Origin of the sequence: Allobosea eneae (assembly GCF_042657265.1) — a bacterium.
Lineage (GTDB): Bacteria > Pseudomonadota > Alphaproteobacteria > Rhizobiales > Beijerinckiaceae > Allobosea > Allobosea eneae.
This window is the reverse complement of the sequence record NZ_JBHSLW010000038.1, coordinates 1-19,661: the sequence shown is the minus strand read 5'-3', so window position 1 is coordinate 19,661 and position 19,661 is coordinate 1. Positions and strand designations below refer to the sequence as shown.

The window sequence follows — 19,661 nt, the reverse complement described above, 5'->3', positions numbered from 1 at the left end:
ATTTTGGACCCATTAAGGACCTAACCGGTATGAGTGACAAAGAAAATTTGCGGAAGCAGGGCGATGGCTGACAGGCGCACCGAAATCTCGCTCAGGGCGGCTGGACTCGCCCTGCTCGTCGGAACCGCGCTCGGAGGTTGCGAGGCCACGCGCGGGGTCGCCGAACTGACGGATCTTGCCACCAAACCCGGCGACCCCAAACCCTTCGTGCTCGAGACCCGGCCGCAGGATCCCAAGTACATCCCCATCGGCACGACAGCGACGCGTCAGGCCAAGCGCAAGACGGTCGACGAGTTCAAGAAGCTCGAGGCTGAGCTCGAAGCCAAGCGAATCTCGAACGAGGCCGCCGGCACGCAGGCGCAGGGGCTCGGCAAGACACCACCTCCGGCTCCGGCGGTCCTGCCGACGGATTGATCGTCTCGGCCGACCGCGGATGGCCCGCTTGCCCGGCGCAGCCATCTCCCTTCCAATGGCGTTCGCATCGTGGAGCGCCAGTGATGATCCTGATCGGCCAATATGATTCGCCGTTCGTGCGCCGCGTCGGCATCGCGCTGACACTGTACGATCTGCCCTTCGAGCACCGGCCCTGGTCCGTCTTCGGCGATGGTGAGAAAATCGCGCCGCTCAATCCTCTCGTCCGCGTGCCGACGCTGGAGCTTGATGATGGGCTCGTGCTGGTCGAGAGCCATGCCATGCTCGATTATCTCGACGGTCTCGTGCCGCCCGAGCGCGCCCTGTTCCCGCGCGAGGAGCCGGCGCGTCATCGGGCAGTGCGCGTCGCCGCGCTGGCGATGGGGCTCGCCGAGAAGGCGGTCAGCCTGTTCTACGAATTGCGGCTGCACGATCAGGTTTCCGACGTCTGGGCCGGGCGCTGCCGCGGCCAGATCGCAGGCGTCCTCACCGCGTTGCAGCGCGAGCGGGCCGAACGCCCGGGCGACTGGTGGTTCGGCGATCGCATCGGCCATGCCGACATCGCGCTCGCCTGCGCGCTACGATTCGCCGGCGATGCCCATCCCGACCTCGTCACCCTCGCTGATTATCCCGCGCTACTGGCGCATTCTGCCCGATGCGAGGAACTCGACGTGTTCCGGGGGGTCAGCCAGCCCTTCATTCCGCCGTCCTGAAGCGTTGCCGCAATGCGGCATGCGTTGCGTTTCGCTGAATCTTGCGTTTTTTGCGCTGTCGGGGCGAAAGCTGCGGTGGTAAGGCAACGTAACGCAAGAATGTGATTTGCTGCGCCGTCGCGCGGCGATCCGCAAGGACCTGTTCTCGACATGACCGATTTTCATCGCATCAAGCGCTTGCCGCCCTATGTTTTCGAACAGGTCAACAAGATCAAGGCTGCCGAGCGCGCCAAGGGCGTCGACATCGTCGATCTCGGCATGGGCAATCCCGATCTGCCGGCGCCCAAGCACGTCATCGAAAAGCTGGTCGAGACCGCCGGCAAGGCGCGCACCGACCGCTATTCCGCCTCGAAGGGCATCGCCGGCCTGCGCCGCGCCCAGGCGCATTACTATCAGCGCCGCTTCGGCGTCACGCTGAACCCCGATACGCAGGTCGTCGCGACGCTCGGCTCGAAGGAAGGCTTCGCCAATATGGCGCAGGCCATCACCGGCCCGGGCGACGTCGTACTCGTGCCCAATCCGAGCTATCCGATCCACGCCTTCGGCTTCCTGATGGCGGGCGGCGTGATCCGCTCGGTTCCGGCCGAGCCGACGCCGGCCTTCTTCCCGGCGGTCGAGCGGGCGATGGCGCATTCGGTGCCGAAGCCGATCGCGCTCGTCACCTGCTACCCGGCGAACCCGACCGCCTATACCGCCTCGCTCGATTTCTACCGCGATCTCGTCGCCTTCGCGAAGCGGCACGAGCTGATCCTGCTCTCCGATCTCGCATATGCCGAGGTCTATTTCGACGAGAACGATCCGCCGCCCTCGATGCTGCAGGTGCCGGGCGCGATCGACGTCGCCGTCGAGTTCACCTCGATGTCGAAGACCTTCTCCATGGCCGGCTGGCGCATGGGCTTCGCCGTCGGCAACGAGAAGCTGCTGGCGGCGCTGGCGCGGGTGAAGTCCTATCTCGACTACGGCGCCTATACGCCGATCCAGGTCGCGGCCGCGGCGGCGCTGAACGGCCCGGACGACTGCATCCGCGAGATGCGCGAGACCTATCGCAAGCGCCGCGATGCGCTGGTCGAGAGCTTCGGCAAGGCCGGCTGGGAGTTCCCGGCGCCGCAGGCCTCGATGTTCGCCTGGGTGCCGATCCCGGAAAAATTCCGCCATCTCGGCTCGCTCGAGTTCTCCAAGCTGCTGATCGAGAAGGCCGAGGTCGCGGTCGCGCCCGGCATCGGCTTCGGCGAGCATGGCGACGACTATGTCCGGATCGCCATCGTCGAGAATGAGCAGCGCATCCGCCAGGCGGCACGCAATGTCGGCCGCTTCCTGAAGAGCGCCGACCAGACCCTGCACAACGTCATCCAGATGCCGAAGGCGGGGTAGGGTAGGACTCCGTTCGACAACCATCACGCTGGTCCAGCTCGTCATGCTCGCCCTTGTGGCGGGCATCCACGTCTTGAACACCACGTGCGATCTGCGACGCGAAGGCGTGGATGGTCGGGACAAGCCCGACCATGACGAGGAGGGCGCCGCTCAGGGGCGTGGGCGATCGTCCCGGAAAGACGGCAGCGGTGTTGCGCGCCGGCACTGGACCAGGCCGCCGAAACATGGGAACCCAAGCGCCGGGCGGATAGCAGGGACTGAGCGCGCATCATGCTCTCGAAGGGCCGGTTGATCGGGATCGTGTTCGGCCTGTTCGCGCTGGTCTGCCTGTTCGCGACCTATGACTTCTCGCGTGGCCGCACCACCGACACCGACTCGGCCCTGATCGCCGAGGTGCTGACCGCCTCGCGCGCCAAGGAATGCGGCCGCGACGCCAGCGAGATCGCCGCCAAGTATTTCCCGACCGGCATGGGCCGCGCCGAGGCCGAGCAATTGCTGGCGCAGACCCTGATCCGGGCGCCGAAGCCTTGGTTCTGGAAGCCGGTCGACGAGAATTCGACCCAGGCGGACGGCGACAGCGTCGAGGCGCTGCGCACCATCAAGATCACCGCCTTCGGCAACCAGCTGCTGCGGCTCTATCTCGGTTTCGAGGGCGGCAAGCTCAACAAGCTCGCCGCCGAGGTCGTCTGCCGTTTCGAGTGAGCGCTCTCAGACCGCGCCGGTGAACTCGCCTCGCGCCGGGTAGTCGTTCTTGATGACGAAATCGAGCGCCGCGACCATTTCGGCGAAGTTCGGCCGCACGAACGGCATCGACTGGACGGAGAGATAATAGAGGGTCCGGTCGGGACGGACGAGGAACACGCCGGGTTCGGAGAAGAGCGCCGGCTCCTCGATGCCGATCGAGGTCTTGCCGCGGGAGGCTGAAATGTAGAGCCCCCATTCGCGCGCCTTGGTCGGGGCAAGCCCGTATCCGATCCTGAGGTGGTCGGCGCCGATCTTCTTCGCCATCTCGCCGGCACGCTCCGGCCCGTCGCTGCTGATCGCGACGGTCTCGACGCCGCGGCTGGCGAAGTCCGGAGTCAGGCGTTCGAGTTCTTTCAGATAGTTGGCGCAGATCGGGCAGTGCAGGCCCCGGTAGAAGCAGATCAATGTGAAGCGCTCGGGCGTGGCCGCCTGGAGGTCGAAGCGACCATGCGCGAGCGTATCGACGGAGAGAGATGGTACGAGCTGGCGCGGGGTGAGCATCGGAAGAACCTCGTGTGATTGCGACTATCGCCTGAAATTTGCATATTATCGGGTACGAAAGGTTCCAATCGCATGATCGAGAATCCCGCTATCCGGCGCGATCGCCTGTCGAGCTTCTTTGCGGCCTTCGACGTTGCGGCGGAGCAGGCAATGCCGGAAGCCGCCAATCTGCTCCTGCTCGGGCAGGCGGGAGAGCTGCGCTCGCTGGTTTTCCTGCCGCATGCGCCGGCTGCGGCGAATCCGGGTGAAGAGGTGCTGGCTGCGGTCAGCATCGACTTCGGCGGCCCGGCCAACCCGCTGATCGCGGCGCTGCCGGACCGGGTCGAGCTCGCTTTCGAGGCGGCGCCGGCGATGCGCGCGGTTGCCGATCTTCTGGCTACGGAAGCGTCTGCCCGGCGCTGCGGCCGGCAGATCGCGCTCGACAATCTCTGCAGGCTGCTTCTGCTCCTGCTTTTGCGCCATATGATCGACGAGGGCTCGGCCCGGCCGGGGCTGCTGGCAGGGCTGTCGCATCCGCAGCTGTTTCCGGCGCTCGTCGCGATGCAGGAAGCCCCGGCGCATGGCTGGAGCGTCGACGAGCTCGCCGCGATCGCCGGCATGTCGCGGACACGGTTCATGGCATTGTTCCCGCGCGTGCTCGGCACGACCCCGATGGCTCATCTGGCGCATTGGCGAATGGTGCTGGCCCGGCGCGAGCTCGAACGGGGCAGCCGCGTCAAACTGGTCGCGCGGCGTATCGGCTACAGCAGCGCCGCCGCATTCTCTCGCGCCTATCAGCGAACCTTCGGCGAGCCGCCGATCCTGATGCGTCAGGAGCATGCCGTGCCGGGGCGGGCAGCTCTCACGTCTCGATGACGCAGAAGCGGATTCCGTCCGGATATTCCGTGGCACGTCGCGCACGCCCCAGACGATCGATCCGACCTTCAGAATCGTGATCTCTCCGCATTACCTACTCAATCCGGCGCTTCCGGACAGGTTCCCTCCACCCCTTCGCCGTTGACTCCCCGCGCGCCTCATGCGACCCCGCCGCCCATGACCATGCACGCTGCTCCCTCAGAGATCAGGCCCCTGCGCGTCGGCATCGCCGGCCTGGGAACAGTCGGCGCGTCGGTCGCCGGCATTCTGAAGCGCCAGGAGAACGCGCTCGCCGCCCGCTGCGGCCGCCCGATCCGCGTGACGGCGGTCTCGGCCCGTGATCGCAACCGCGACCGCGGCATCGATCTTTCCGGCTTCGCCTGGTTCGACGATCCCGTGGCGCTCGCTGCGTCCTCCGAGATCGACTGCCTGGTCGAATTGATCGGCGGCTCGGACGGCCCGGCCAAGCAGGCCGTCGAGACCGCGCTCTTCGCCGGCAAGCATGTCGTCACCGCCAACAAGGCCCTGCTCGCGGCCCATGGCATCGCGCTTGCCGAGCTCGCCGAGAGCAAGGGCGCGGCGCTCGCCTTCGAGGCGTCCTCGGCCGGCGGCATCCCGGTGGTGAAGACGCTGCGCGAGGCGCTCTCGGGCAACAATGTCAGCCGGCTCTACGGCATCCTCAACGGCACCTGCAATTACATCCTCTCGCGCATGGAACTGGAGGGGCTGACCTTCGAGGCCTGCCTGAAGGATGCCCAGCGCCTCGGCTATGCCGAAGCCGACCCGACCTTCGACGTCGAGGGTTTCGACACCGCCCACAAGCTCGCCATCCTGACCAGCCTCGCCTTCGGTACGAGGATCGACGCCGAAGCGATTCATGTCGAAGGCATTTCTTCGATCACGCCGCTCGACCTGAAGATGGCCGACGAACTCGGCTACCGGATCAAGCTGCTCGGCGTCGCCGAGCGCACCAAGACTGGTATCGAGCAGCGCGTCCACCCGACCATGGTGCCGAAATCCTCCGCGATCGCGCAGGTGATGGGCGTGACCAATGCGGTTACGATCGACGCCGATGCGGTGCGCGAGATTACCCTGGTCGGCCCCGGCGCCGGCGGCGGCCCGACGGCCTCCGCCGTGATCGCCGACATCGCCGATGTCGCCCGCGGCACGGCCGGCCAGCCCTTCGGCATGCCGGTGGCGCGGCTGGAGCAGCCGACCCGCGCGCCGATGCAGCGCCATGAGGGCGGCTACTATATCCGCCTCGCTGTCGCCGATCGTCCCGGCGCTGCGGCTGCGATCGCGACCCGGATGGCGCAGGCCGACATCTCGCTCGAGAGCATCGTCCAGCGCCGCTCCGAGGTCGCTGCCCAGCAGGACCCCGGCGGACGTTCCGGCGCGCCGGTTCCGGTCGTGCTGATCACCTACGCCACCAGCGAACAGGCCATCCGCGGCGCCCTGGAGAAGGTCAGCGCCGACGGCCATATCGCCGAGGCGCCGCAAGTCATCCGCATCGAGCGGGAGTGAGCATGATCGGCGCGGTCGTCGACGGCTTCGCCATATCCTCGCCAATCCGCTCGCTATTCACCTTGCCCACCCGCTCATCGCGCTAGGGAGTCCCCATGTCCGAAGACCTCCGCATCTCGCCCGACCAGATCATCGAGCGCTATCTCTCGATGGAACTCGTGCGCGTCACCGAGCGCGCCGCCGTTTCCGCCGCGCGCTGGCGCGGCCATGGCAATGAGAAGGCGGCTGACCAGGCGGCGGTCGACGCGATGCGGCGCGAGCTCAACCGCCTGCCGATCGACGGCGAGATCGTCATCGGCGAGGGCGAGCGCGACGAGGCGCCGATGCTCTTCATCGGCGAGAAGGTCGGCCTCGGCACCGGTCCCAAGGTCCATATCGCCGTCGATCCGCTCGAGGGCACGACGCTCTGCGCCAAGGACATGCCCGGCTCGATCGCGGTGATGGCGATGGCCGGCGCTGGCCAGCTGCTCTACGCTCCCGACGTCTATATGGACAAGATCGCGATCGGCCCCGGCTACCCCGAGGGCATCGTCGATCTCGATGCCAGCCCGGCCGACAACGTCAATGCGCTCGCTCGCGCCAAGGGTGTCAAGCCGCACGAGATCAACACGCTGATCATGGATCGGCCGCGCCACGAGAAGCTGATTGCCGAGGTCCGCAAGACCGGTGCCTCGATCCGCCTGATCACCGATGGCGACGTCGCCGGCGTGATCTTCTGCACCGAGCCGGAGAAGACCGGCATCGACCTCTATCTCGGCATCGGCGGCGCGCCCGAGGGTGTCCTCGCCGCGGCGGCGCTGCGCTGCGTCGGCGGCCAGATGCAGGGCCGCCTGATCCTCGACACCGAGGAGAAGCGCAAACGCGCCGCGACCATGGGCGTCAAGGACCCGAACAAGAAGTACGACATGGCCGAGATGGCCTCGGGCGACGTCATCGTCTGCGCCACCGGCGTCACCGATGGTGGCATGCTCTCGGGCGTGCGCTTCGGGCCGGAAGTGATCGAGACCGAGACGATCGTCTATCGTTCGATCACCGGCACGGTCCGCCGCATCTATGGCGAGCACCGCGAATTGTCGAAATTCAAGCTCGACTGAGCGCATAGCTCATTGTGACAGGCAGGCCCGTTCCACCGAGACGTGGGGCGGGCCTTCTTTTTTCGGCTCGCTCAGTCCTGCAGCCTGCCGCCGGTGAGGGTGTGCTCGACACAGGCGTGGATATGCGTCGTCAGGACGTCGGTCGCGCGTGCGATGTCGCGGCGCATGGCGCAATCGAGCAGGATCTGGTGCTCCTGCGCCGCGATTTCGCCGCGGAAGATCACCGCGACCATCTGGTAGCGCAGATAGCGGTCATAGACTGAGGCATGCGTCTCCATCAGCACCTGCGAGCCGCAGGCCGAGACTAGCGCGTGATGGAACTCCCAGTCATAGCGCTTCCATAGTTCGGGATCGGCGCGGTCATTGTCGAGCATGCGCTTTTCCATCAGCGCCAGCTTGTGATGGGCGGCGACGACGCGGCCCTCCCATTCCATGTCACCGGCCGCGAAGGACTGGGCGAGGGCGTGCCCCTCCAGCAACAGGCGCAGCGCCGCGATTTCGCTCAGGTTCCTGGCCGAGACCGGCGCGACCATGAAGCCCTTCTGCCCCTCGGCCTCGACCAGACCTTCCGAGGAGAGCCGGTTCAGGATCTCGCGCAACGTGCTGATGCCGGTCCCGTAGGTCTCGCGCAGATCGTCGAGCTTGAGCCTTTGCGCCGGCGCGAGCCGTCCGAAGACGATGTCGGCGCGGATGCGGCGATAGGCGAGCTCTCCGATCGAGGCGGTCGGCGGCGCGTAGTTCAACATGCGTGGGTCCGTCCGGAACTGCGGCTGGCAGCGCAGCTTAGCCGCGGAGCAGGCGAGGCACAATTGCTCTGGTGAAATGAAAATCATCAGAGGAAACTCAAAATACCAGTTGATTGCCGAATTGCCGTTGTGCATGGTCTGCCATGAAGCGGGGCCAACCCGCAGGGAGGAACGGCATGAAACAGGGAATCGACAGGCGCGCTCTGCTGGCGGCCGGTGGCGCGCTGGCACTGACGGGTGGTACGTCCTTCGCGCAGGCCAAGCCCAATCTGCGCTTTTCGGCAGTGTTCTCCGAGCAGGACATCCGCGCCGAGATGATGAAGAAGTTCGGCGAGGCCATCAAAGACGACTTCACGCTGCAGCCCTATTACGGTGGCAACCTGTTCAAGCAGGGCACCGAGCTGGTCGCCATGCAGCGCAACAACCTCGAAATGGGGAACATCGCGCCGCAGGACGTCTCCAATCAGATTCCGGCCTGGTCGATCGTCACCTCGGCCTATCTCTTCCGCGACGCCGACCATCTCAAGAAGGTCTTCGCCAGCCCGGTCGGCGCTGAGCTCAAGAAGATGGCCGAGGACAAGCTCAACATCAAAATCCTCGGGCCGACCTATTTCGGCGCCCGTCAGGTCGGCTTGAAGCCGAAGAAGAAGGTCAGCACTCCGGCCGATCTCGCCGGCGTCAAGCTGCGCATGCCGGGCGGCGACGCCTGGCAGTTCCTCGGCCAGTCGCTCGGCGCCAACCCGACACCGATGGCCTATGCCGAGGTCTATACCGGCCTGCAGAGCGGGGCGATCGACGGGCAGGACAACCCGTTGCCCAACGTCCAGAACATGAAGTTCTACGAGGTCTCCTCGCAGATCGTGCTGACCTCGCATCTCGTCGGCTTCGACCTGCTCTGCGTCACCAAGCGCGTCTGGGACGGCATGGATGCGAAGAAGCAGGCGGCTTTCCAGGCCGCGGCCGATGCCGCGATCGACTGGAGCACCAAGGAGCACCTCGCCAAGGAGGCCGAGCTGGTCGACTTCTTCAAGAAGCAGGGACTCGAGGTCTATACGCCCGACCTCAAGGCCTTCCGCGACTTCGCGCAGAAAAAGTATCTGGAATCAGAGCTGGCCAAGGGCTGGGTGCCCGGCATGATCGACAAGATCAACGCGCTCTAGGCGCGACTGAGGTCAAACGCTGGCTTCTCGGGGCCGGCGTGGCCCGCCGAGGGAGGGGCCGGCGGGCCGAATTTCACCGGAGGGGCGATGCCGAACTCGCTGAAAGCACTCGGCGCCTTCATGGCGCGCCGGGCCGAGAATCTGCTCGCGCTGATGCTCGGCACGATGTTCCTCGTCTTTCTGGTGCAGATCGTCTTCCGCTATCTGCTCAATTTCCCGATCGGCTGGACGCACGAGATCAGCGTCATCCTCTGGCTCTGGCTCGTGCTGTTCGGTGCCGGCTTCGTCCTGCGCGAGAGCGAGGAGATCCGCTTCGACATCATCTATGGCGCCGTCGGGCCGGGCCCGCGCCGGGTGATGGCGCTGATCACGTCGGTCGCGCTCGTCGTCCTCTATGTGATCTCGCTGCCGGCGATGGCCGACTACGTCGCCTTCATGAAGGTCGAGCGCACTGCCTATCTGAAGATCCCGTTCAACTGGGTCTATGCGATCTACATCGCCTTCGCGGTCGGCGCGATCATCCGCTATCTCTGGCTCGGCTTCAGCGCCTTGCGCGGCAAGGCGCCGGAGGCCTTCGATCCGACCACGGCGGGCTCGGGGGTATGAGCACGCCGTTCTCCCTCGCCATCCTCGCCATCGTCACGCTCTCGCTGCTCGGCCTGCCGATCGGCCATGCGATGATCGCCGGCTCGATCCTCTACCTTCTCGTCGCCGGGCAGGACCTCTCCATCGCCGCCGAGCAATTGCTCAACGGCATGTACACCAACTATGTCATCCTCGCCGTGCCGCTCTTCATCCTGGCGGCGGAGCTGATGAACATCGGCTCGATGACGGAACGCCTGCTGCGCTTTTGCGATGCGCTGGTCGGCCGCTTCAGGGGTGGGCTCGCCCATGTCAACATCGTCCAGAGCGTGATCTTCGCCGGCATGTCCGGTTCGGCCATCGCCGACGCTGCCGGCACGGGCCGGATGATGCAGGCGATGATGACCAAGGACGGCAAGTATCCGCCGGCCTTCGCCGCGGCGCTGACCGCCGCCTCCTCGGTGATCGGGCCGATCATCCCGCCCTCGATCCCGATGGTGCTCTACGCGCTGGTCTCGGATGCCTCGATCGGCTTCCTCTTCCTCGGCGGCGTCATTCCCGGTCTGCTGATGGCGCTGGCGCAGATGGTGATCGTCGCCTCGGCCGCCAGGCGCCGCAACTTCCCGGTCGAGCCGCCGATCCCCCTGCGCCGCCTGCCGGGCATCACCTGGCGCGCCTTGCCGGCATTGATGATGCCGGTCGTGCTGCTCGGCGGCATCTATGGCGGCGCGACCACGCCGACCGAGGCCGCCGCCGTTGCAGCCGCCTATGCGCTCGCCGTCTCGGTGCTGCTCTATCGCAGCGTCAGTTTCCGCGCCTTCTACGGTTCGCTCGCCTACAGCGCCCGGACCACCGCCTCGATCGGCATGCTGATCGCCGGCGCGCTGGTCTTCAACTATGTCGTCACCGTCGAGAACATCCCCGACAGCCTGCGCGTGTTGCTCGCCGGCTGGAACCTGTCGCCGCTCGGCTTCCTCATCCTGGTCAATCTGCTGCTGCTGATCCTCGGCTGTTTGCTCGAGGGCACCGCGATCCTGCTCATCGTCGTGCCGGTGCTGATCCCGACTGCCAAGGCGCTCGGCATCGACATGGTGCATTTCGGCGTCGTCGTGATCGTCAACATCATGCTCGGCCTGATCACGCCGCCCTACGGCCTCCTGCTCTTCATCATGACCAACATCGCCGAGGTGCCGCTGCGCCAGATCGTGCGCGAATGCATGCCCTTCCTCGGCGCCATGCTGGTCGCGCTGGCGCTGATCACCTTCTTCCCCAGCCTCGTGCTCTGGCTGCCGCGCCTGATGGGCTACCAGGGCTGACAAGAGGACCGTTCCCGTGAGCAAGCCGATCTACGTCCTCAACGGCCCCAATCTGAACCGGCTCGGCACGCGCGAGCCGCAGATCTATGGCTCCACCACGCTCGCCGAGGTCGAGACGATGTGCGTTGAGGCTGCCGGCGGGCGCGAGATCGTCTTCCGCCAGAGCAATCGCGAATACGAGCTGATCGACTGGATCCACGAGGCGATCGACCAGGGCGCCGCGATCATCATCAACCCCGCCGCCTATTCCTTCACCTCGATCGCGATCCTCGACGCTCTGAAGATGTTCCCGGGGCCGATCGTCGAGCTCCACATCTCGAACATCCACCGCCGCGAGCCGCACTACCACAAATCCTATGTCTCGCTCGCCGCGACGGCGGTCATCGCCGGGCTGGGGCCGCAGGGCTACGCGGTCGCGGTGAAGGCGGCGATCGACCTTGCGGGCCGCGCCGGCTGATACCAATCAGCGCGCTGTCATCACGGCGCGCGTGAAACCGGGTTCGACGAAGGGGACACTGCCGTCGGGCAGGCCGAGGATGCGGTCGACTGCGATGCCGTAAAAGTGTAGGCGCCGGTCGAGCTCGTCGATCGCCGCATCCTCCTCGGCCGTGCCCGATGCGGCGATGGTGCGCGCCATGATGTCGTGCGTGCTCGCGCCGATATGCAGGATGATGTCCGCCGCGGCTTCCGGCTCAGGCACCGCGAACACGCCTTCCGCCGTGCCTTCGACGATGATGCGGGTCAGGACCGGCCGCATCACCGCGATCGAGGCGGCGTTGATCCTGTGGTAGAGCAGGAGGTTCTCGGGCCGGAAGATGACGTCGAAGGCGGCGCGCAGCTTCGGCGCGTCCTCGCGCTTCATCTGGCGTGAGCGGGCGAGGAAAGCGTTCAAGCGTTCGAGTGCGCCGAGCGCGGGGTCGTCGAGGATGTCGCGGACGCGCGCGACGGCGTCCTGCGCCAGCCGGGCGGTGATCCCCTCCAGCAGATCCTCCTTGGCCGAGAAGTGGTGGTAGAAGCCGCCCTTCGAGATGCCGACCTTGGCGATCACGTCGTTGACCGTCGTCCGCTCGTAGCCGCGCTCGAAGAACAGCGCCTGGGCGCCGTCGAGGATCTCGTTCCTGCGATCATCCGCGGACTTCACGATACGGGGCATCCAACACGCTTTCTCTTGACGACCGACCGTCGGTCTGTAAAATGACCGACGGTCGGTCTTTCGCGATTGTGCGCGCAAGACGCTGCCGGCGCAACGCGTTCGACTCGCGATGATCGCGAGCAGGGCAGGCCGGCGTGATGCCTCCTGCGGGGGATGTCGTGAAGTTCTCTCGTCTTCTTCTTGCCGCCGCGGCCATCGCCGCCGCTGGCGGCGCCTACTGGTTCCTGACCAAGCCGGCTGCGGTTGCCGCCGTCGCACCCAAGCGCGGCGATGCCGCCGAGATCGTCTACGCCACCGGCACGGTCGAGCCGCGCAACTGGGCCAAGGTCGCGGCGCTGGTGCGCGAGCGCATCGTCGAGCGCTGCGATTGCGAGGGCCAGCGCGTGGAGCAGGGGCATGTCCTCGCTCGCCTCGACAGCGTCCAGGCCGAGGCGACCCTGGCCGAACTCAAGGCCCGCCAGAAGCTCGCCACCGCCGAGCACGACCGGCTCGCGGTGCTGGTCGAGCGCAATGTCGGGAGCCAGCAGGCGCTCGACCGTGCCCGCAGCGAGATGAGCCAGGCCTCGGCGCTGATCGCCGGCCAGTCCGCCCGTCTGGAGAATTATATCCTGCGCGCCCCGATGCGCGGCACGGTGCTGCGCCGCGACGGCGAGGTCGGCGAGATCGCCGAGCCCGGCACCGTCCTGTTCTGGATCGGCGAGGCCAGGCCGCTGCGCGTCGTCGCCGAGGTCAACGAGGAGGATATCCCCCAGGTCAAGCCCGGCCAGCGCGCCCTGATCCGGGCCGACGCCTTCCCCGGCCGGACGCTGGAGGGCACCGTCGACAGTATCACGCCCAAGGGCGATCCCGTTGCCAAGACCTATCGCGTCTACCTCGCTCTGCCGGACGATGCGCCCCTGCTGATCGGCATGACGGTCGAGCTCAACATCATCGTGCGGGTGGCGAAGGAGGCCCTGCTGCTGCCGGTCGCCGCCGTGCAGGGCAATGCCGTCTTCGTCGTCGACGGCGACCGCGCCCGCCGCCGCGAGCTCGCGATCGGTATTCGCGGCACCGGCGATGTCGAGGTGCTTTCGGGGCTGACGGAAGAGGCGCGGGTCGTCATGCCCTATCCCGACAAGCTCGGCGACGGCGCCCGGGTTGCGCCGGCAGGAGGCTGAAGCCATGCGGCTGATCCTCGCTTTGGCCCTGACGCATATCCGCGGCCGCGGCCGGCAGACCCTGGTCGCGATCATCGGCGTCGCGCTCGGTGTCGGCTTCTCGATCGCCATGGCCTCGCTGATGCAGGGCGGCGAGGACGATTTCGTCGCGCGCCTCGTCGACACCATGCCGCATGTCGACATCACCGACGAGTATCGCAGCGCCCGCCGTCAGCCGGCGCAGGATGCCTTCGCCGCCGTTCACATCGCCGGCCTGCGGCCGAAGGACGACCGGCGCGGCATCCTGAACCCGACCGAGGCGGTGGCGATGCTCAGGGCCTGGGTGCCGGGGCGGCTCGCGCTCAGCCTGAAGACGCAAGGCGTGGTGCGCTATTCCGGGCGCGATGTCGGCATCGCCATCATCGGCATCGAGCCGCAGGCCGAGATGCAGGTCTCCTCGCTCGCCAAGGATTTCCGCCAGGGCAGCTTCACCTCGCTGATCGCCGGCGGCAACAACATCGTCGTCGGCGACAAGCTGGCGCAGCGCCTCGGCGCCGATCTCGGCACCACGGTGACCGTCGTCTCCTCGACCGGCCAGAGCCGCGCCTTCAAGATCGTCGGCCTGTTCCACACCGGCACCACCGCCCGCGACGAGGGCGAGGGCTATGTCCTGCTCAAGAACGCCCAGATCCTCAGCGAGCGCCCCAACGCGATCAACGAGATCAGGCTGAAGCTCGACGACCCCAACGCCGCGCCGCAGGTGGCGCGCCGGGCCGAGGCGCAGCTCGGCTACAAGGCGATGGCCTGGCAGGAGGCGAACGAGTCGCTGCTCGAGGCGCTCGTGATCCGCAATGTGATCATGTATACGGTCGTCGGCGCGATCCTGCTGGTGGCCGGCTTCGGCATCTTCAACATCATCTCGACCATCACCCATGAGAAGGCGCGCGACATCGCCATCCTGAAGTCGCTCGGCTTCACGCAGACCGATATGCGCCGCCTCTTCCTGCTCGAAGGGCTGGCGCTCGGCGCCGGCGGCTCGCTGGTGGGCTGGGCGGTCGGCTTCCTCCTCTGCTTCGCGCTCTCGCTGGTCCGCTTCGAATTGTCGGGCGCCAATGTCGCGCAGGAGATCACCCGCCTGCCTTTGGCCTGGAGCATCTGGCACTACCTGATCGCCGCCGGCTTCGCGCTCGTCTCGGCGGGAGTTGCCGGCTACCTGCCAGCCCGGCAGGCGGCGCGGCTCAACCCGGTCGACATCATCCGGGGCGCAACATGAGTGCCCTGATCGAGATAAAAGGCCTGACCCGCATCCTGCCTGCCGCAGTGCCAGTGACGCTGGTCGAGGACATCAGCCTGGCGATCGGGGCGGGCGAGCTCGTCGCGATCACAGGCCCGTCGGGGTCGGGCAAGTCCTCGCTGCTCTATCTGCTCGGGCTGCTCGACAAGGCGACTGGCGGCACGCTCGCCATCGAGGGCAGGGATACGGCCGGACTCAGCGAACGCGAGCGGGCTGGAATCAGGCTGGCGACGCTCGGCTTCGTCTTCCAGTTCCACTTCCTGCTGCCGGAATTCACCGTGCGGGAGAATGTCGAGATTCCGATGCGCCGGCTCGGCCGGCTCGGTGCGACCGCTATGCGCGAGCGCTCGACCGAGCTGCTGAGCGCGCTCGGCCTCGCAGACCATCTCGACAAGCGGCCGGACCAGCTCTCGGGCGGCCAGCGCCAGCGTGTCGCCGTCGCCCGTTCGCTCGCCAACGACCCGCCGCTGATCCTCGCCGACGAGCCGACCGGCAGCCTCGACAGCAAGAATTCCGATCAGGTCTTTGCTATTCTCGATGCGCTGGTGCGCGAGCGCGGCAAAACCGTGATCGCCGTGACCCACGATACCGAGATGGCCGCGAAGGCGAGCCGGCGCATCCATCTCGTCGACGGCCGGCTGGCGAAGAGCTGAGCCGCCGGTCAGTCGTCCGCGTCGGCCTCGGCTTCGGCCTTCCGCCGGAACCCCGTCGCCAGCACATAGAGCTCGGAGGAATCGGCCCGGCTCGCCGCCGGCTTGATGTTGCGCACCAGGGTGAAGTCACGCTTGAGCTGCGTCAGCAGATTGGCCGAATCGCCGCCCTGGAACAGCTTCGCGAGGAAGAAGCCGCCAGGCGCCAGCACGTCATTGGCGAACTCGATTGCCGCCTCGGCGAGGCCGATGATCCTGAGGTGGTCGGTCTTCTTGTGGCCGGTGGTGTTGGCGGCCATGTCGGACATGACGCCGTCGGCCTTGCCGCCGAGCTTCTCCATCAGCAGGGCAGGGGCTTCCTCCGCCATGAAGTCGAGCTGGATCAATTCGACATGCGGGATCGGGTCGACCGGCAGCAGGTCGATGCCGATGATCTTGCCCTTGCCCTTGTCGAGGCCGACCTTGGCGCCGGCGACCTGGCACCAGCCGCCCGGCGCGCAGCCGAGATCGACCAGCTTCTGGCCGGGTTTCAGGAATTTGTAGCGCTCGTCCATCTCGGCGAGCTTGAAGGCCGCGCGCGAGCGATAGCCCATCTCGCGCGCCCGCTTCACATAGGGGTCGTTGAGCTGGCGCTCGAGCCAGAGCTGTGAGGAGTGGCTGCGCTTGGCGGGCTTCTTGACCTTGATGCGCAGGTCGCGTGCGCCACCGCCGGATTTCGTCGTCGTCATTGCCTTCGGCGCCACCAGGCGCGGTCCTCATGCATCATCCTGAGCAGGATGCCTTCGCGCAGGCCGCGATCGGCGATGCGCACTTTCGGGCTCGGGAAGGCGCGCCTTATCGCCTCGAAGATGGCGCAGCCGGCGAGCACCAGATCGGCCCGCTCGCGGCCGATGCAGGCATTGGCCTGACGCTGGGCATAGTCCATCGCGACGAGCTCGTCGATGACGCTGCAGATGTCGCCATCCTGCATCCACAGCCCGTCGACCTGACGCCGGTCATAGCGCGGCAGCCGCAGATGGATGCCGGCGACGGTCGTCACCGTGCCGGAGGTGCCGAGCAGGTGGAAATTGGGCGCATTGCGCGCCGCTGCTGCCTTCGCCGCGAACGGCGCCAAGGCCTCGCTGCAATCATCGACCATGCGCTCGAACTTCTCGCGCCCGACCTCGACGCCGCCGTAGCGCTCGGCCACCGACACGACGCCGATCGGCAGCGAGGCCCATTCGCGGATGCGCTGGGCCGGGTCGCGCCCGGCCTCGCGCCCGCCGAGCCAGACGATCTCAGTCGAGCCGCCGCCGATATCGAAGACGATCACCGCGCCCGCCTCGGGCGCCGCCAGCGCGGCACAGCCGGTGACCGCGAGCGAGGCTTCCGTGCGCTGGTCGACGATCTCGAGGTTCAGCCGCGCCTCCTCACCGACGCGGCGGACGAACTCGACCCCGTTGGTCGCCGCCCGGCAGGCCTCGGTGGTGATCAGGCGGGCGCGGGTGACGCCGCGATGATCCATCTTGCTCTTGCAGACCTTGAGCGCCTCGACGGCGCGGTCCATTGCATCCTCGCAAAGCCTGCCGCTGGCGGTGAGGCCTTCGCCGAGCCGCACGATCCGCGAGAAGGCGTCGACGACACGGAAGCCGTGCTGCGCCGGCCGCGCGATCAACAGGCGGCAGTTATTGGTGCCGAGATCGAGCGCGGCATAAGTCGTCGGGGGAGGGCGCTGGAACGGGGCCGGAGCAAACCGAGCCGCGTCCGGCGGCGCGGGCCGCTCGCCCGGTAGTGGGACCGCCGCCACGAGGGGGCGGTCGGAGTCCTGGCGGTCTTCGACCGTCACTTGCTAACCCTTCGCCGGTCAGGGCCGTCATCGTGGCCTGCCGACAGTCCAGCACGACACTGGAACGTTTCCATTCGAAGGGCAGCGTAACAACAGCACGCGGCCCCTGCCAAGCATAACCTGTGGCGAAACTGCGGCGGGCCTCCGCTGTGCTTGCGTGAGCCCAATCTTCACGGCAAAGCTCGGTTCCGGCCGGCCTTTTGAAACCGGCGGCGACCAATCGGGAGAAACGGCATGGCGGCGCGGCGCATGATTCTGGCGATTGACCAGGGCACGACGTCTTCCCGCGCCATCCTGTTCGACGAGAATCTGCAGCCGGTCGCCAGCGCCCAGCAGGAGTTTGCGCAGCATTACCCGGCTTCAGGCTGGGTCGAGCACGAGGCCGAGGATCTCTGGGAGAGCACGCTCTCGGTCTGCCGGCAGGCGTTGGCGCGCGCCGAGGCGCGGGCAGGGGAGGTCGCGGCGATCGGCATCACCAACCAGCGCGAGACCACTCTGGTCTGGGACCGCAAGACCGGTCAGGCGATCCACCGCGCCATCGTCTGGCAGGACAGGCGCACCGCCGAGCGCTGCGCAGCGCTGGAGGCGGAGGGACACGGTAGGCTCGTCACTGAGCGCACCGGGCTGCGCATTGATCCCTATTTCTCCGGCACCAAGATCGCCTGGATCCTCGACCACGTCCCCGGCGCCCGTGAACGAGCACGCCGCGGCGAGCTCGCCTTCGGCACGGTCGACAGCTTCCTGCTTTGGCGCCTGACCGGCGGGCGCGTCCATGCCACAGACGCGACCAACGCCTCGCGCACCATGCTGTTCGATATCCATAAGGGGGGTTGGGACGAGGAATTGCTGGCGCTGCTCGACATTCCCGCGGCGATGCTGCCTGACGTCCGCGACTGCGCCGCCCATTTCGGCGACAGCGAGCCCGGCCTGCTCGGCGGCGCGATCGCGATTCGCGGCATTGCCGGCGACCAGCAGGCGGCGACCGTGGGCCAGGCCTGCTTCGAGCCCGGCATGCTGAAGTCGACCTATGGCACCGGCTGCTTCGCGCTGCTCAACACCGGCACCAGGGCCGTCACCTCGCAGAATCGCCTGCTCTCGACCATCGCCTATCAGCTCAAGGGTGTGCGCCACTACGCGCTGGAGGGCTCGATCTTCATCGCCGGCGCGGCGGTGCAATGGCTGCGCGACGGCCTCGGCATCATCGAGAAGGCCTCCGACAGCGGCCCGCTCGCGGCCAAGGCCGATCCCGGCCAGCAGGTCTATCTGGTGCCGGCCTTCACCGGCCTCGGCGCGCCGCATTGGGACGCCAATGCCCGCGGCGCCATGTTCGGCCTGACCCGCAACACCGGCCCGCGCGAATTCGCCCGCGCCGCGCTCGATTCGGTCTGCTTCCAGACGCTGGACCTGCTCGAGGCGATGCGCTCCGACTGGCCAGAGGCTGATGGCGCCGAGACGGTGCTGCGTGTCGATGGCGGCATGGTCGCCTCCGACTGGACGATGCAGCGCCTCGCCGACATCCTCGCCGCCCCGGTCGACCGGCCGCAGGTGCTGGAAACCACCGCGCTGGGCGCCGCCTATCTCGCCGGGCTCGACGCCGGGCTGCTGCCGGAGCCGACACAGTTCGCCGATCGCTGGCGGCTGGAGCGGCGATTCTCCCCTAGCCTCGCCGAGGAGACCCGCCGCAACCATGTCGCCGGCTGGCGCGACGCGGTCAGGCGCACGCTCAGTGCGGGCTGACGCAATCTCGCTTGCGAAAGCCCATCCCGTGCGGCGTGAGCGATCTTTCGGAAGCGGCATGGAAGCTGGCGTGAACAGCTTGCATGTCTAAATCGTCACAGAAGGCTTGCAACCGGGCGCGAGGTTGTTTAGATCGCCGCCATCCGACGCGTCGCAGACAACGCGCCCGTTGGGGGATCGTCTAACGGTAGGACCCCAGACTCTGACTCTGGTTGTCTAGGTTCGAATCCTAGTCCCCCAGCCACTTCACTAAGTGGTTGATTTTAAAGAGAAATCTAAAAGCGCCGTAACAGTCATCCGTAGCAACCGGACGTGGCGCGACAGGCCGCCGCACCTATCAGAAGCGCCGTCGCTTAAACGCCGCGACATCAGCCACCGTCAGCTTGAGCCACTCCATTCGCTCGCCGGTCGTGAGCAATATTCTGCACAAGTGCCAAAAAGGCGCGGTGATGAGAAAAATAATGCACATGCAGTTGAGCGGAGCCCTGATGTGCAGTATTCTTCTCATCGTCGATATGGCCCGCTGGGGAGGGCGGCATGATCCGAACTGCAGCAGAATTCGGCCGCCTCGTCCGCCAGCACCGCCAGGCAGCTGGTCTCACCCAGGACGAGCTTGCTGCCCGTTGCGGCGTGACCCGTCGCACGATCATCGATCTCGAGGCCGGCAAGGCCGGGACGCATCTCGGGAATGCTCTCGCGGCCGCCTACGAGGTCGGCCTTCGCTTTGCCACGCTTCCGCGTGAGTCGATATTGACCTGAGACCCTGATCTTCCTCCAGATTTGAGTAGAGTCCGTCACTCACGGAGACGGACGATGCGCCCCTCACGATTCACGGAAGAGCAGATCATC

21 protein-coding genes and 1 tRNA gene are annotated in these 19,661 nt (G+C 66.8%); 17 read left to right on the top strand and 5 right to left on the bottom strand.

Going from position 1 to position 19,661, the window contains the following annotated elements:
• The first annotated feature begins 63 nt into the window (after positions 1–63).
• From ACFPOB_RS22750 to ACFPOB_RS22735, 4 genes are all read left to right on the top strand, one after another.
• Positions 64–414 carry a hypothetical protein gene (locus ACFPOB_RS22750; RefSeq protein ID WP_377800664.1) on the top strand — a complete coding sequence of 117 codons (351 nt, stop codon included), beginning with the start codon at positions 64–66 and terminating at the stop codon, positions 412–414.
• Positions 415–497: 83 nt separating this feature from the next.
• Entirely contained in the window at positions 498–1,124 is a 627-nt protein-coding gene (locus tag ACFPOB_RS22745; RefSeq protein ID WP_377800663.1) for a glutathione S-transferase family protein, read from the top strand.
• Between the two features lie 150 nt (positions 1,125–1,274).
• On the top strand, positions 1,275–2,495 hold the full coding sequence (locus ACFPOB_RS22740) for an LL-diaminopimelate aminotransferase (protein ID WP_377800662.1): 1,221 nt from the start codon (positions 1,275–1,277) through the stop codon (positions 2,493–2,495).
• 270 nt (positions 2,496–2,765) lie between these two features.
• The gene (locus ACFPOB_RS22735; protein ID WP_377800661.1) at positions 2,766–3,197 is read left to right on the top strand and encodes a hypothetical protein; all 432 of its coding nucleotides are present in this window, start codon (positions 2,766–2,768) and stop codon (positions 3,195–3,197) included.
• 6 nt (positions 3,198–3,203) lie between these two features.
• Here ACFPOB_RS22735 and ACFPOB_RS22730 read toward each other — a convergent pair whose 3' ends face one another.
• A complete protein-coding gene (locus tag ACFPOB_RS22730; RefSeq protein WP_377800660.1) occupies positions 3,204–3,740 on the bottom strand; it encodes a peroxiredoxin-like family protein in 537 nt (178 codons plus the stop codon).
• Between the two features lie 72 nt (positions 3,741–3,812).
• On the opposite strand from ACFPOB_RS22730, the gene ACFPOB_RS22725 reads away from it, so the two are divergent.
• The 3 genes from ACFPOB_RS22725 to glpX all read left to right on the top strand — a co-directional run bounded on the left by ACFPOB_RS22725 (position 3,813) and on the right by glpX (position 7,213).
• A complete protein-coding gene (locus ACFPOB_RS22725) occupies positions 3,813–4,595 on the top strand; it encodes a helix-turn-helix transcriptional regulator (RefSeq protein WP_377800659.1) in 783 nt (260 codons plus the stop codon).
• A gap of 183 nt (positions 4,596–4,778) precedes the next feature.
• Positions 4,779–6,119, top strand: a complete 1,341-nt coding sequence (locus ACFPOB_RS22720; protein ID WP_377800678.1) for a homoserine dehydrogenase — start codon at positions 4,779–4,781, stop codon at positions 6,117–6,119.
• A gap of 95 nt (positions 6,120–6,214) precedes the next feature.
• The gene (gene glpX / locus ACFPOB_RS22715; RefSeq protein WP_377800658.1) at positions 6,215–7,213 is read left to right on the top strand and encodes a class II fructose-bisphosphatase; all 999 of its coding nucleotides are present in this window, start codon (positions 6,215–6,217) and stop codon (positions 7,211–7,213) included.
• 71 nt (positions 7,214–7,284) lie between these two features.
• On the opposite strand, the gene ACFPOB_RS22710 is transcribed toward glpX, so the two are convergent.
• Positions 7,285–7,959, bottom strand: a complete 675-nt coding sequence (locus ACFPOB_RS22710; protein ID WP_377800657.1) for a GntR family transcriptional regulator — start codon at positions 7,957–7,959, stop codon at positions 7,285–7,287.
• Between the two features lie 176 nt (positions 7,960–8,135).
• Between ACFPOB_RS22710 and dctP the strand changes: the two genes are divergently transcribed.
• The 4 genes from dctP to ACFPOB_RS22690 all read left to right on the top strand — a co-directional run bounded on the left by dctP (position 8,136) and on the right by ACFPOB_RS22690 (position 11,474).
• The gene (dctP, locus tag ACFPOB_RS22705; RefSeq protein ID WP_377800656.1) at positions 8,136–9,119 is read left to right on the top strand and encodes a TRAP transporter substrate-binding protein DctP; all 984 of its coding nucleotides are present in this window, start codon (positions 8,136–8,138) and stop codon (positions 9,117–9,119) included.
• An 87-nt stretch (positions 9,120–9,206) separates the two neighbouring features.
• The gene (locus ACFPOB_RS22700) at positions 9,207–9,725 is read left to right on the top strand and encodes a TRAP transporter small permease (RefSeq protein WP_377800655.1); all 519 of its coding nucleotides are present in this window, start codon (positions 9,207–9,209) and stop codon (positions 9,723–9,725) included.
• Complete coding sequence (locus ACFPOB_RS22695; RefSeq protein ID WP_377800654.1) at positions 9,722–11,017, top strand: TRAP transporter large permease; 1,296 nt, start codon at positions 9,722–9,724, stop codon at positions 11,015–11,017. Before ACFPOB_RS22700 ends, ACFPOB_RS22695 begins: the two co-directional genes overlap by 4 nt.
• 16 nt (positions 11,018–11,033) lie before the next feature.
• Positions 11,034–11,474 (top strand): type II 3-dehydroquinate dehydratase, encoded by a 441-nt coding sequence (locus ACFPOB_RS22690; protein ID WP_175506785.1) that lies wholly within the window; start codon positions 11,034–11,036, stop codon positions 11,472–11,474.
• Between the two features lie 6 nt (positions 11,475–11,480).
• On the opposite strand, the gene ACFPOB_RS22685 is transcribed toward ACFPOB_RS22690, so the two are convergent.
• Entirely contained in the window at positions 11,481–12,170 is a 690-nt protein-coding gene (locus ACFPOB_RS22685) for a TetR/AcrR family transcriptional regulator (protein WP_377800653.1), read from the bottom strand.
• Between the two features lie 137 nt (positions 12,171–12,307).
• Here ACFPOB_RS22685 and ACFPOB_RS22680 point away from each other — a divergent pair, with 137 nt between their 5' ends.
• From ACFPOB_RS22680 to ACFPOB_RS22670, 3 genes are read left to right on the top strand one after another with little or no spacing between them, the layout of a single operon-like run.
• A complete protein-coding gene (locus tag ACFPOB_RS22680; protein WP_377800677.1) occupies positions 12,308–13,327 on the top strand; it encodes an efflux RND transporter periplasmic adaptor subunit in 1,020 nt (339 codons plus the stop codon).
• Positions 13,328–13,331: 4 nt separating this feature from the next.
• On the top strand, positions 13,332–14,579 hold the full coding sequence (locus ACFPOB_RS22675) for an ABC transporter permease (protein ID WP_377800652.1): 1,248 nt from the start codon (positions 13,332–13,334) through the stop codon (positions 14,577–14,579).
• Positions 14,576–15,253: an ABC transporter ATP-binding protein gene (locus ACFPOB_RS22670; RefSeq protein ID WP_377800651.1), complete on the top strand. Its 678-nt coding sequence runs from the start codon at positions 14,576–14,578 to the stop codon at positions 15,251–15,253. The genes ACFPOB_RS22675 and ACFPOB_RS22670 overlap by 4 nt, the downstream gene beginning before the upstream one ends.
• An 8-nt stretch (positions 15,254–15,261) precedes the next feature.
• On the opposite strand, the gene ACFPOB_RS22665 is transcribed toward ACFPOB_RS22670, so the two are convergent.
• Together ACFPOB_RS22665 and ACFPOB_RS22660 are read right to left on the bottom strand one after the other, a co-directional pair.
• Complete coding sequence (locus ACFPOB_RS22665) at positions 15,262–15,978, bottom strand: RlmE family RNA methyltransferase (RefSeq protein ID WP_377800676.1); 717 nt, start codon at positions 15,976–15,978, stop codon at positions 15,262–15,264.
• Complete coding sequence (locus ACFPOB_RS22660; RefSeq protein ID WP_377800650.1) at positions 15,975–17,075, bottom strand: Ppx/GppA phosphatase family protein; 1,101 nt, start codon at positions 17,073–17,075, stop codon at positions 15,975–15,977. The genes ACFPOB_RS22665 and ACFPOB_RS22660 overlap by 4 nt, the downstream gene beginning before the upstream one ends.
• A 249-nt stretch (positions 17,076–17,324) precedes the next feature.
• Here ACFPOB_RS22660 and glpK point away from each other — a divergent pair, with 249 nt between their 5' ends.
• The 3 genes from glpK (at position 17,325) to ACFPOB_RS22645 (ending at position 19,571) form a co-directional block, all read left to right on the top strand.
• Positions 17,325–18,812, top strand: a complete 1,488-nt coding sequence (glpK, locus tag ACFPOB_RS22655) for a glycerol kinase GlpK (RefSeq protein ID WP_377800649.1) — start codon at positions 17,325–17,327, stop codon at positions 18,810–18,812.
• Positions 18,813–18,982: 170 nt separating this feature from the next.
• Positions 18,983–19,056: transfer RNA gene (locus tag ACFPOB_RS22650), tRNA-Gln, on the top strand.
• Between the two features lie 293 nt (positions 19,057–19,349).
• A complete protein-coding gene (locus ACFPOB_RS22645) occupies positions 19,350–19,571 on the top strand; it encodes a helix-turn-helix transcriptional regulator (protein ID WP_377800648.1) in 222 nt (73 codons plus the stop codon).
• Positions 19,572–19,661: the final 90 nt, after the last annotated feature.

What these genes read in the sequence shown, in the direction of transcription:
- ACFPOB_RS22710 (WP_377800657.1), bottom strand. Translation starts at nt 7,959, where the DNA reads ATGTTGAACTACGCGCCGCCGACCGCCTCGATCGGAGAGCTCGCCTAT.
- ACFPOB_RS22730 (WP_377800660.1), bottom strand. Translation starts at nt 3,740, where the DNA reads ATGCTCACCCCGCGCCAGCTCGTACCATCTCTCTCCGTCGATACGCTC.
- ACFPOB_RS22695 (WP_377800654.1), top strand. Translation starts at nt 9,722, where the DNA reads ATGAGCACGCCGTTCTCCCTCGCCATCCTCGCCATCGTCACGCTCTCG.
- ACFPOB_RS22645 (WP_377800648.1), top strand. Translation starts at nt 19,350, where the DNA reads ATGATCCGAACTGCAGCAGAATTCGGCCGCCTCGTCCGCCAGCACCGC.
- ACFPOB_RS22700 (WP_377800655.1), top strand. Translation starts at nt 9,207, where the DNA reads ATGCCGAACTCGCTGAAAGCACTCGGCGCCTTCATGGCGCGCCGGGCC.
- ACFPOB_RS22745 (WP_377800663.1), top strand. Translation starts at nt 498, where the DNA reads ATGATCCTGATCGGCCAATATGATTCGCCGTTCGTGCGCCGCGTCGGC.
- ACFPOB_RS22735 (WP_377800661.1), top strand. Translation starts at nt 2,766, where the DNA reads ATGCTCTCGAAGGGCCGGTTGATCGGGATCGTGTTCGGCCTGTTCGCG.
- ACFPOB_RS22740 (WP_377800662.1), top strand. Translation starts at nt 1,275, where the DNA reads ATGACCGATTTTCATCGCATCAAGCGCTTGCCGCCCTATGTTTTCGAA.
- ACFPOB_RS22725 (WP_377800659.1), top strand. Translation starts at nt 3,813, where the DNA reads ATGATCGAGAATCCCGCTATCCGGCGCGATCGCCTGTCGAGCTTCTTT.
- glpK (WP_377800649.1), top strand. Translation starts at nt 17,325, where the DNA reads ATGATTCTGGCGATTGACCAGGGCACGACGTCTTCCCGCGCCATCCTG.
- ACFPOB_RS22680 (WP_377800677.1), top strand. Translation starts at nt 12,308, where the DNA reads ATGCCTCCTGCGGGGGATGTCGTGAAGTTCTCTCGTCTTCTTCTTGCC.
- ACFPOB_RS22670 (WP_377800651.1), top strand. Translation starts at nt 14,576, where the DNA reads ATGAGTGCCCTGATCGAGATAAAAGGCCTGACCCGCATCCTGCCTGCC.
- glpX (WP_377800658.1), top strand. Translation starts at nt 6,215, where the DNA reads ATGTCCGAAGACCTCCGCATCTCGCCCGACCAGATCATCGAGCGCTAT.
- ACFPOB_RS22685 (WP_377800653.1), bottom strand. Translation starts at nt 12,170, where the DNA reads ATGCCCCGTATCGTGAAGTCCGCGGATGATCGCAGGAACGAGATCCTC.
- ACFPOB_RS22675 (WP_377800652.1), top strand. Translation starts at nt 13,332, where the DNA reads ATGCGGCTGATCCTCGCTTTGGCCCTGACGCATATCCGCGGCCGCGGC.
- ACFPOB_RS22750 (WP_377800664.1), top strand. Translation starts at nt 64, where the DNA reads ATGGCTGACAGGCGCACCGAAATCTCGCTCAGGGCGGCTGGACTCGCC.
- ACFPOB_RS22720 (WP_377800678.1), top strand. Translation starts at nt 4,779, where the DNA reads ATGCACGCTGCTCCCTCAGAGATCAGGCCCCTGCGCGTCGGCATCGCC.
- dctP (WP_377800656.1), top strand. Translation starts at nt 8,136, where the DNA reads ATGAAACAGGGAATCGACAGGCGCGCTCTGCTGGCGGCCGGTGGCGCG.
- ACFPOB_RS22665 (WP_377800676.1), bottom strand. Translation starts at nt 15,978, where the DNA reads ATGACGACGACGAAATCCGGCGGTGGCGCACGCGACCTGCGCATCAAG.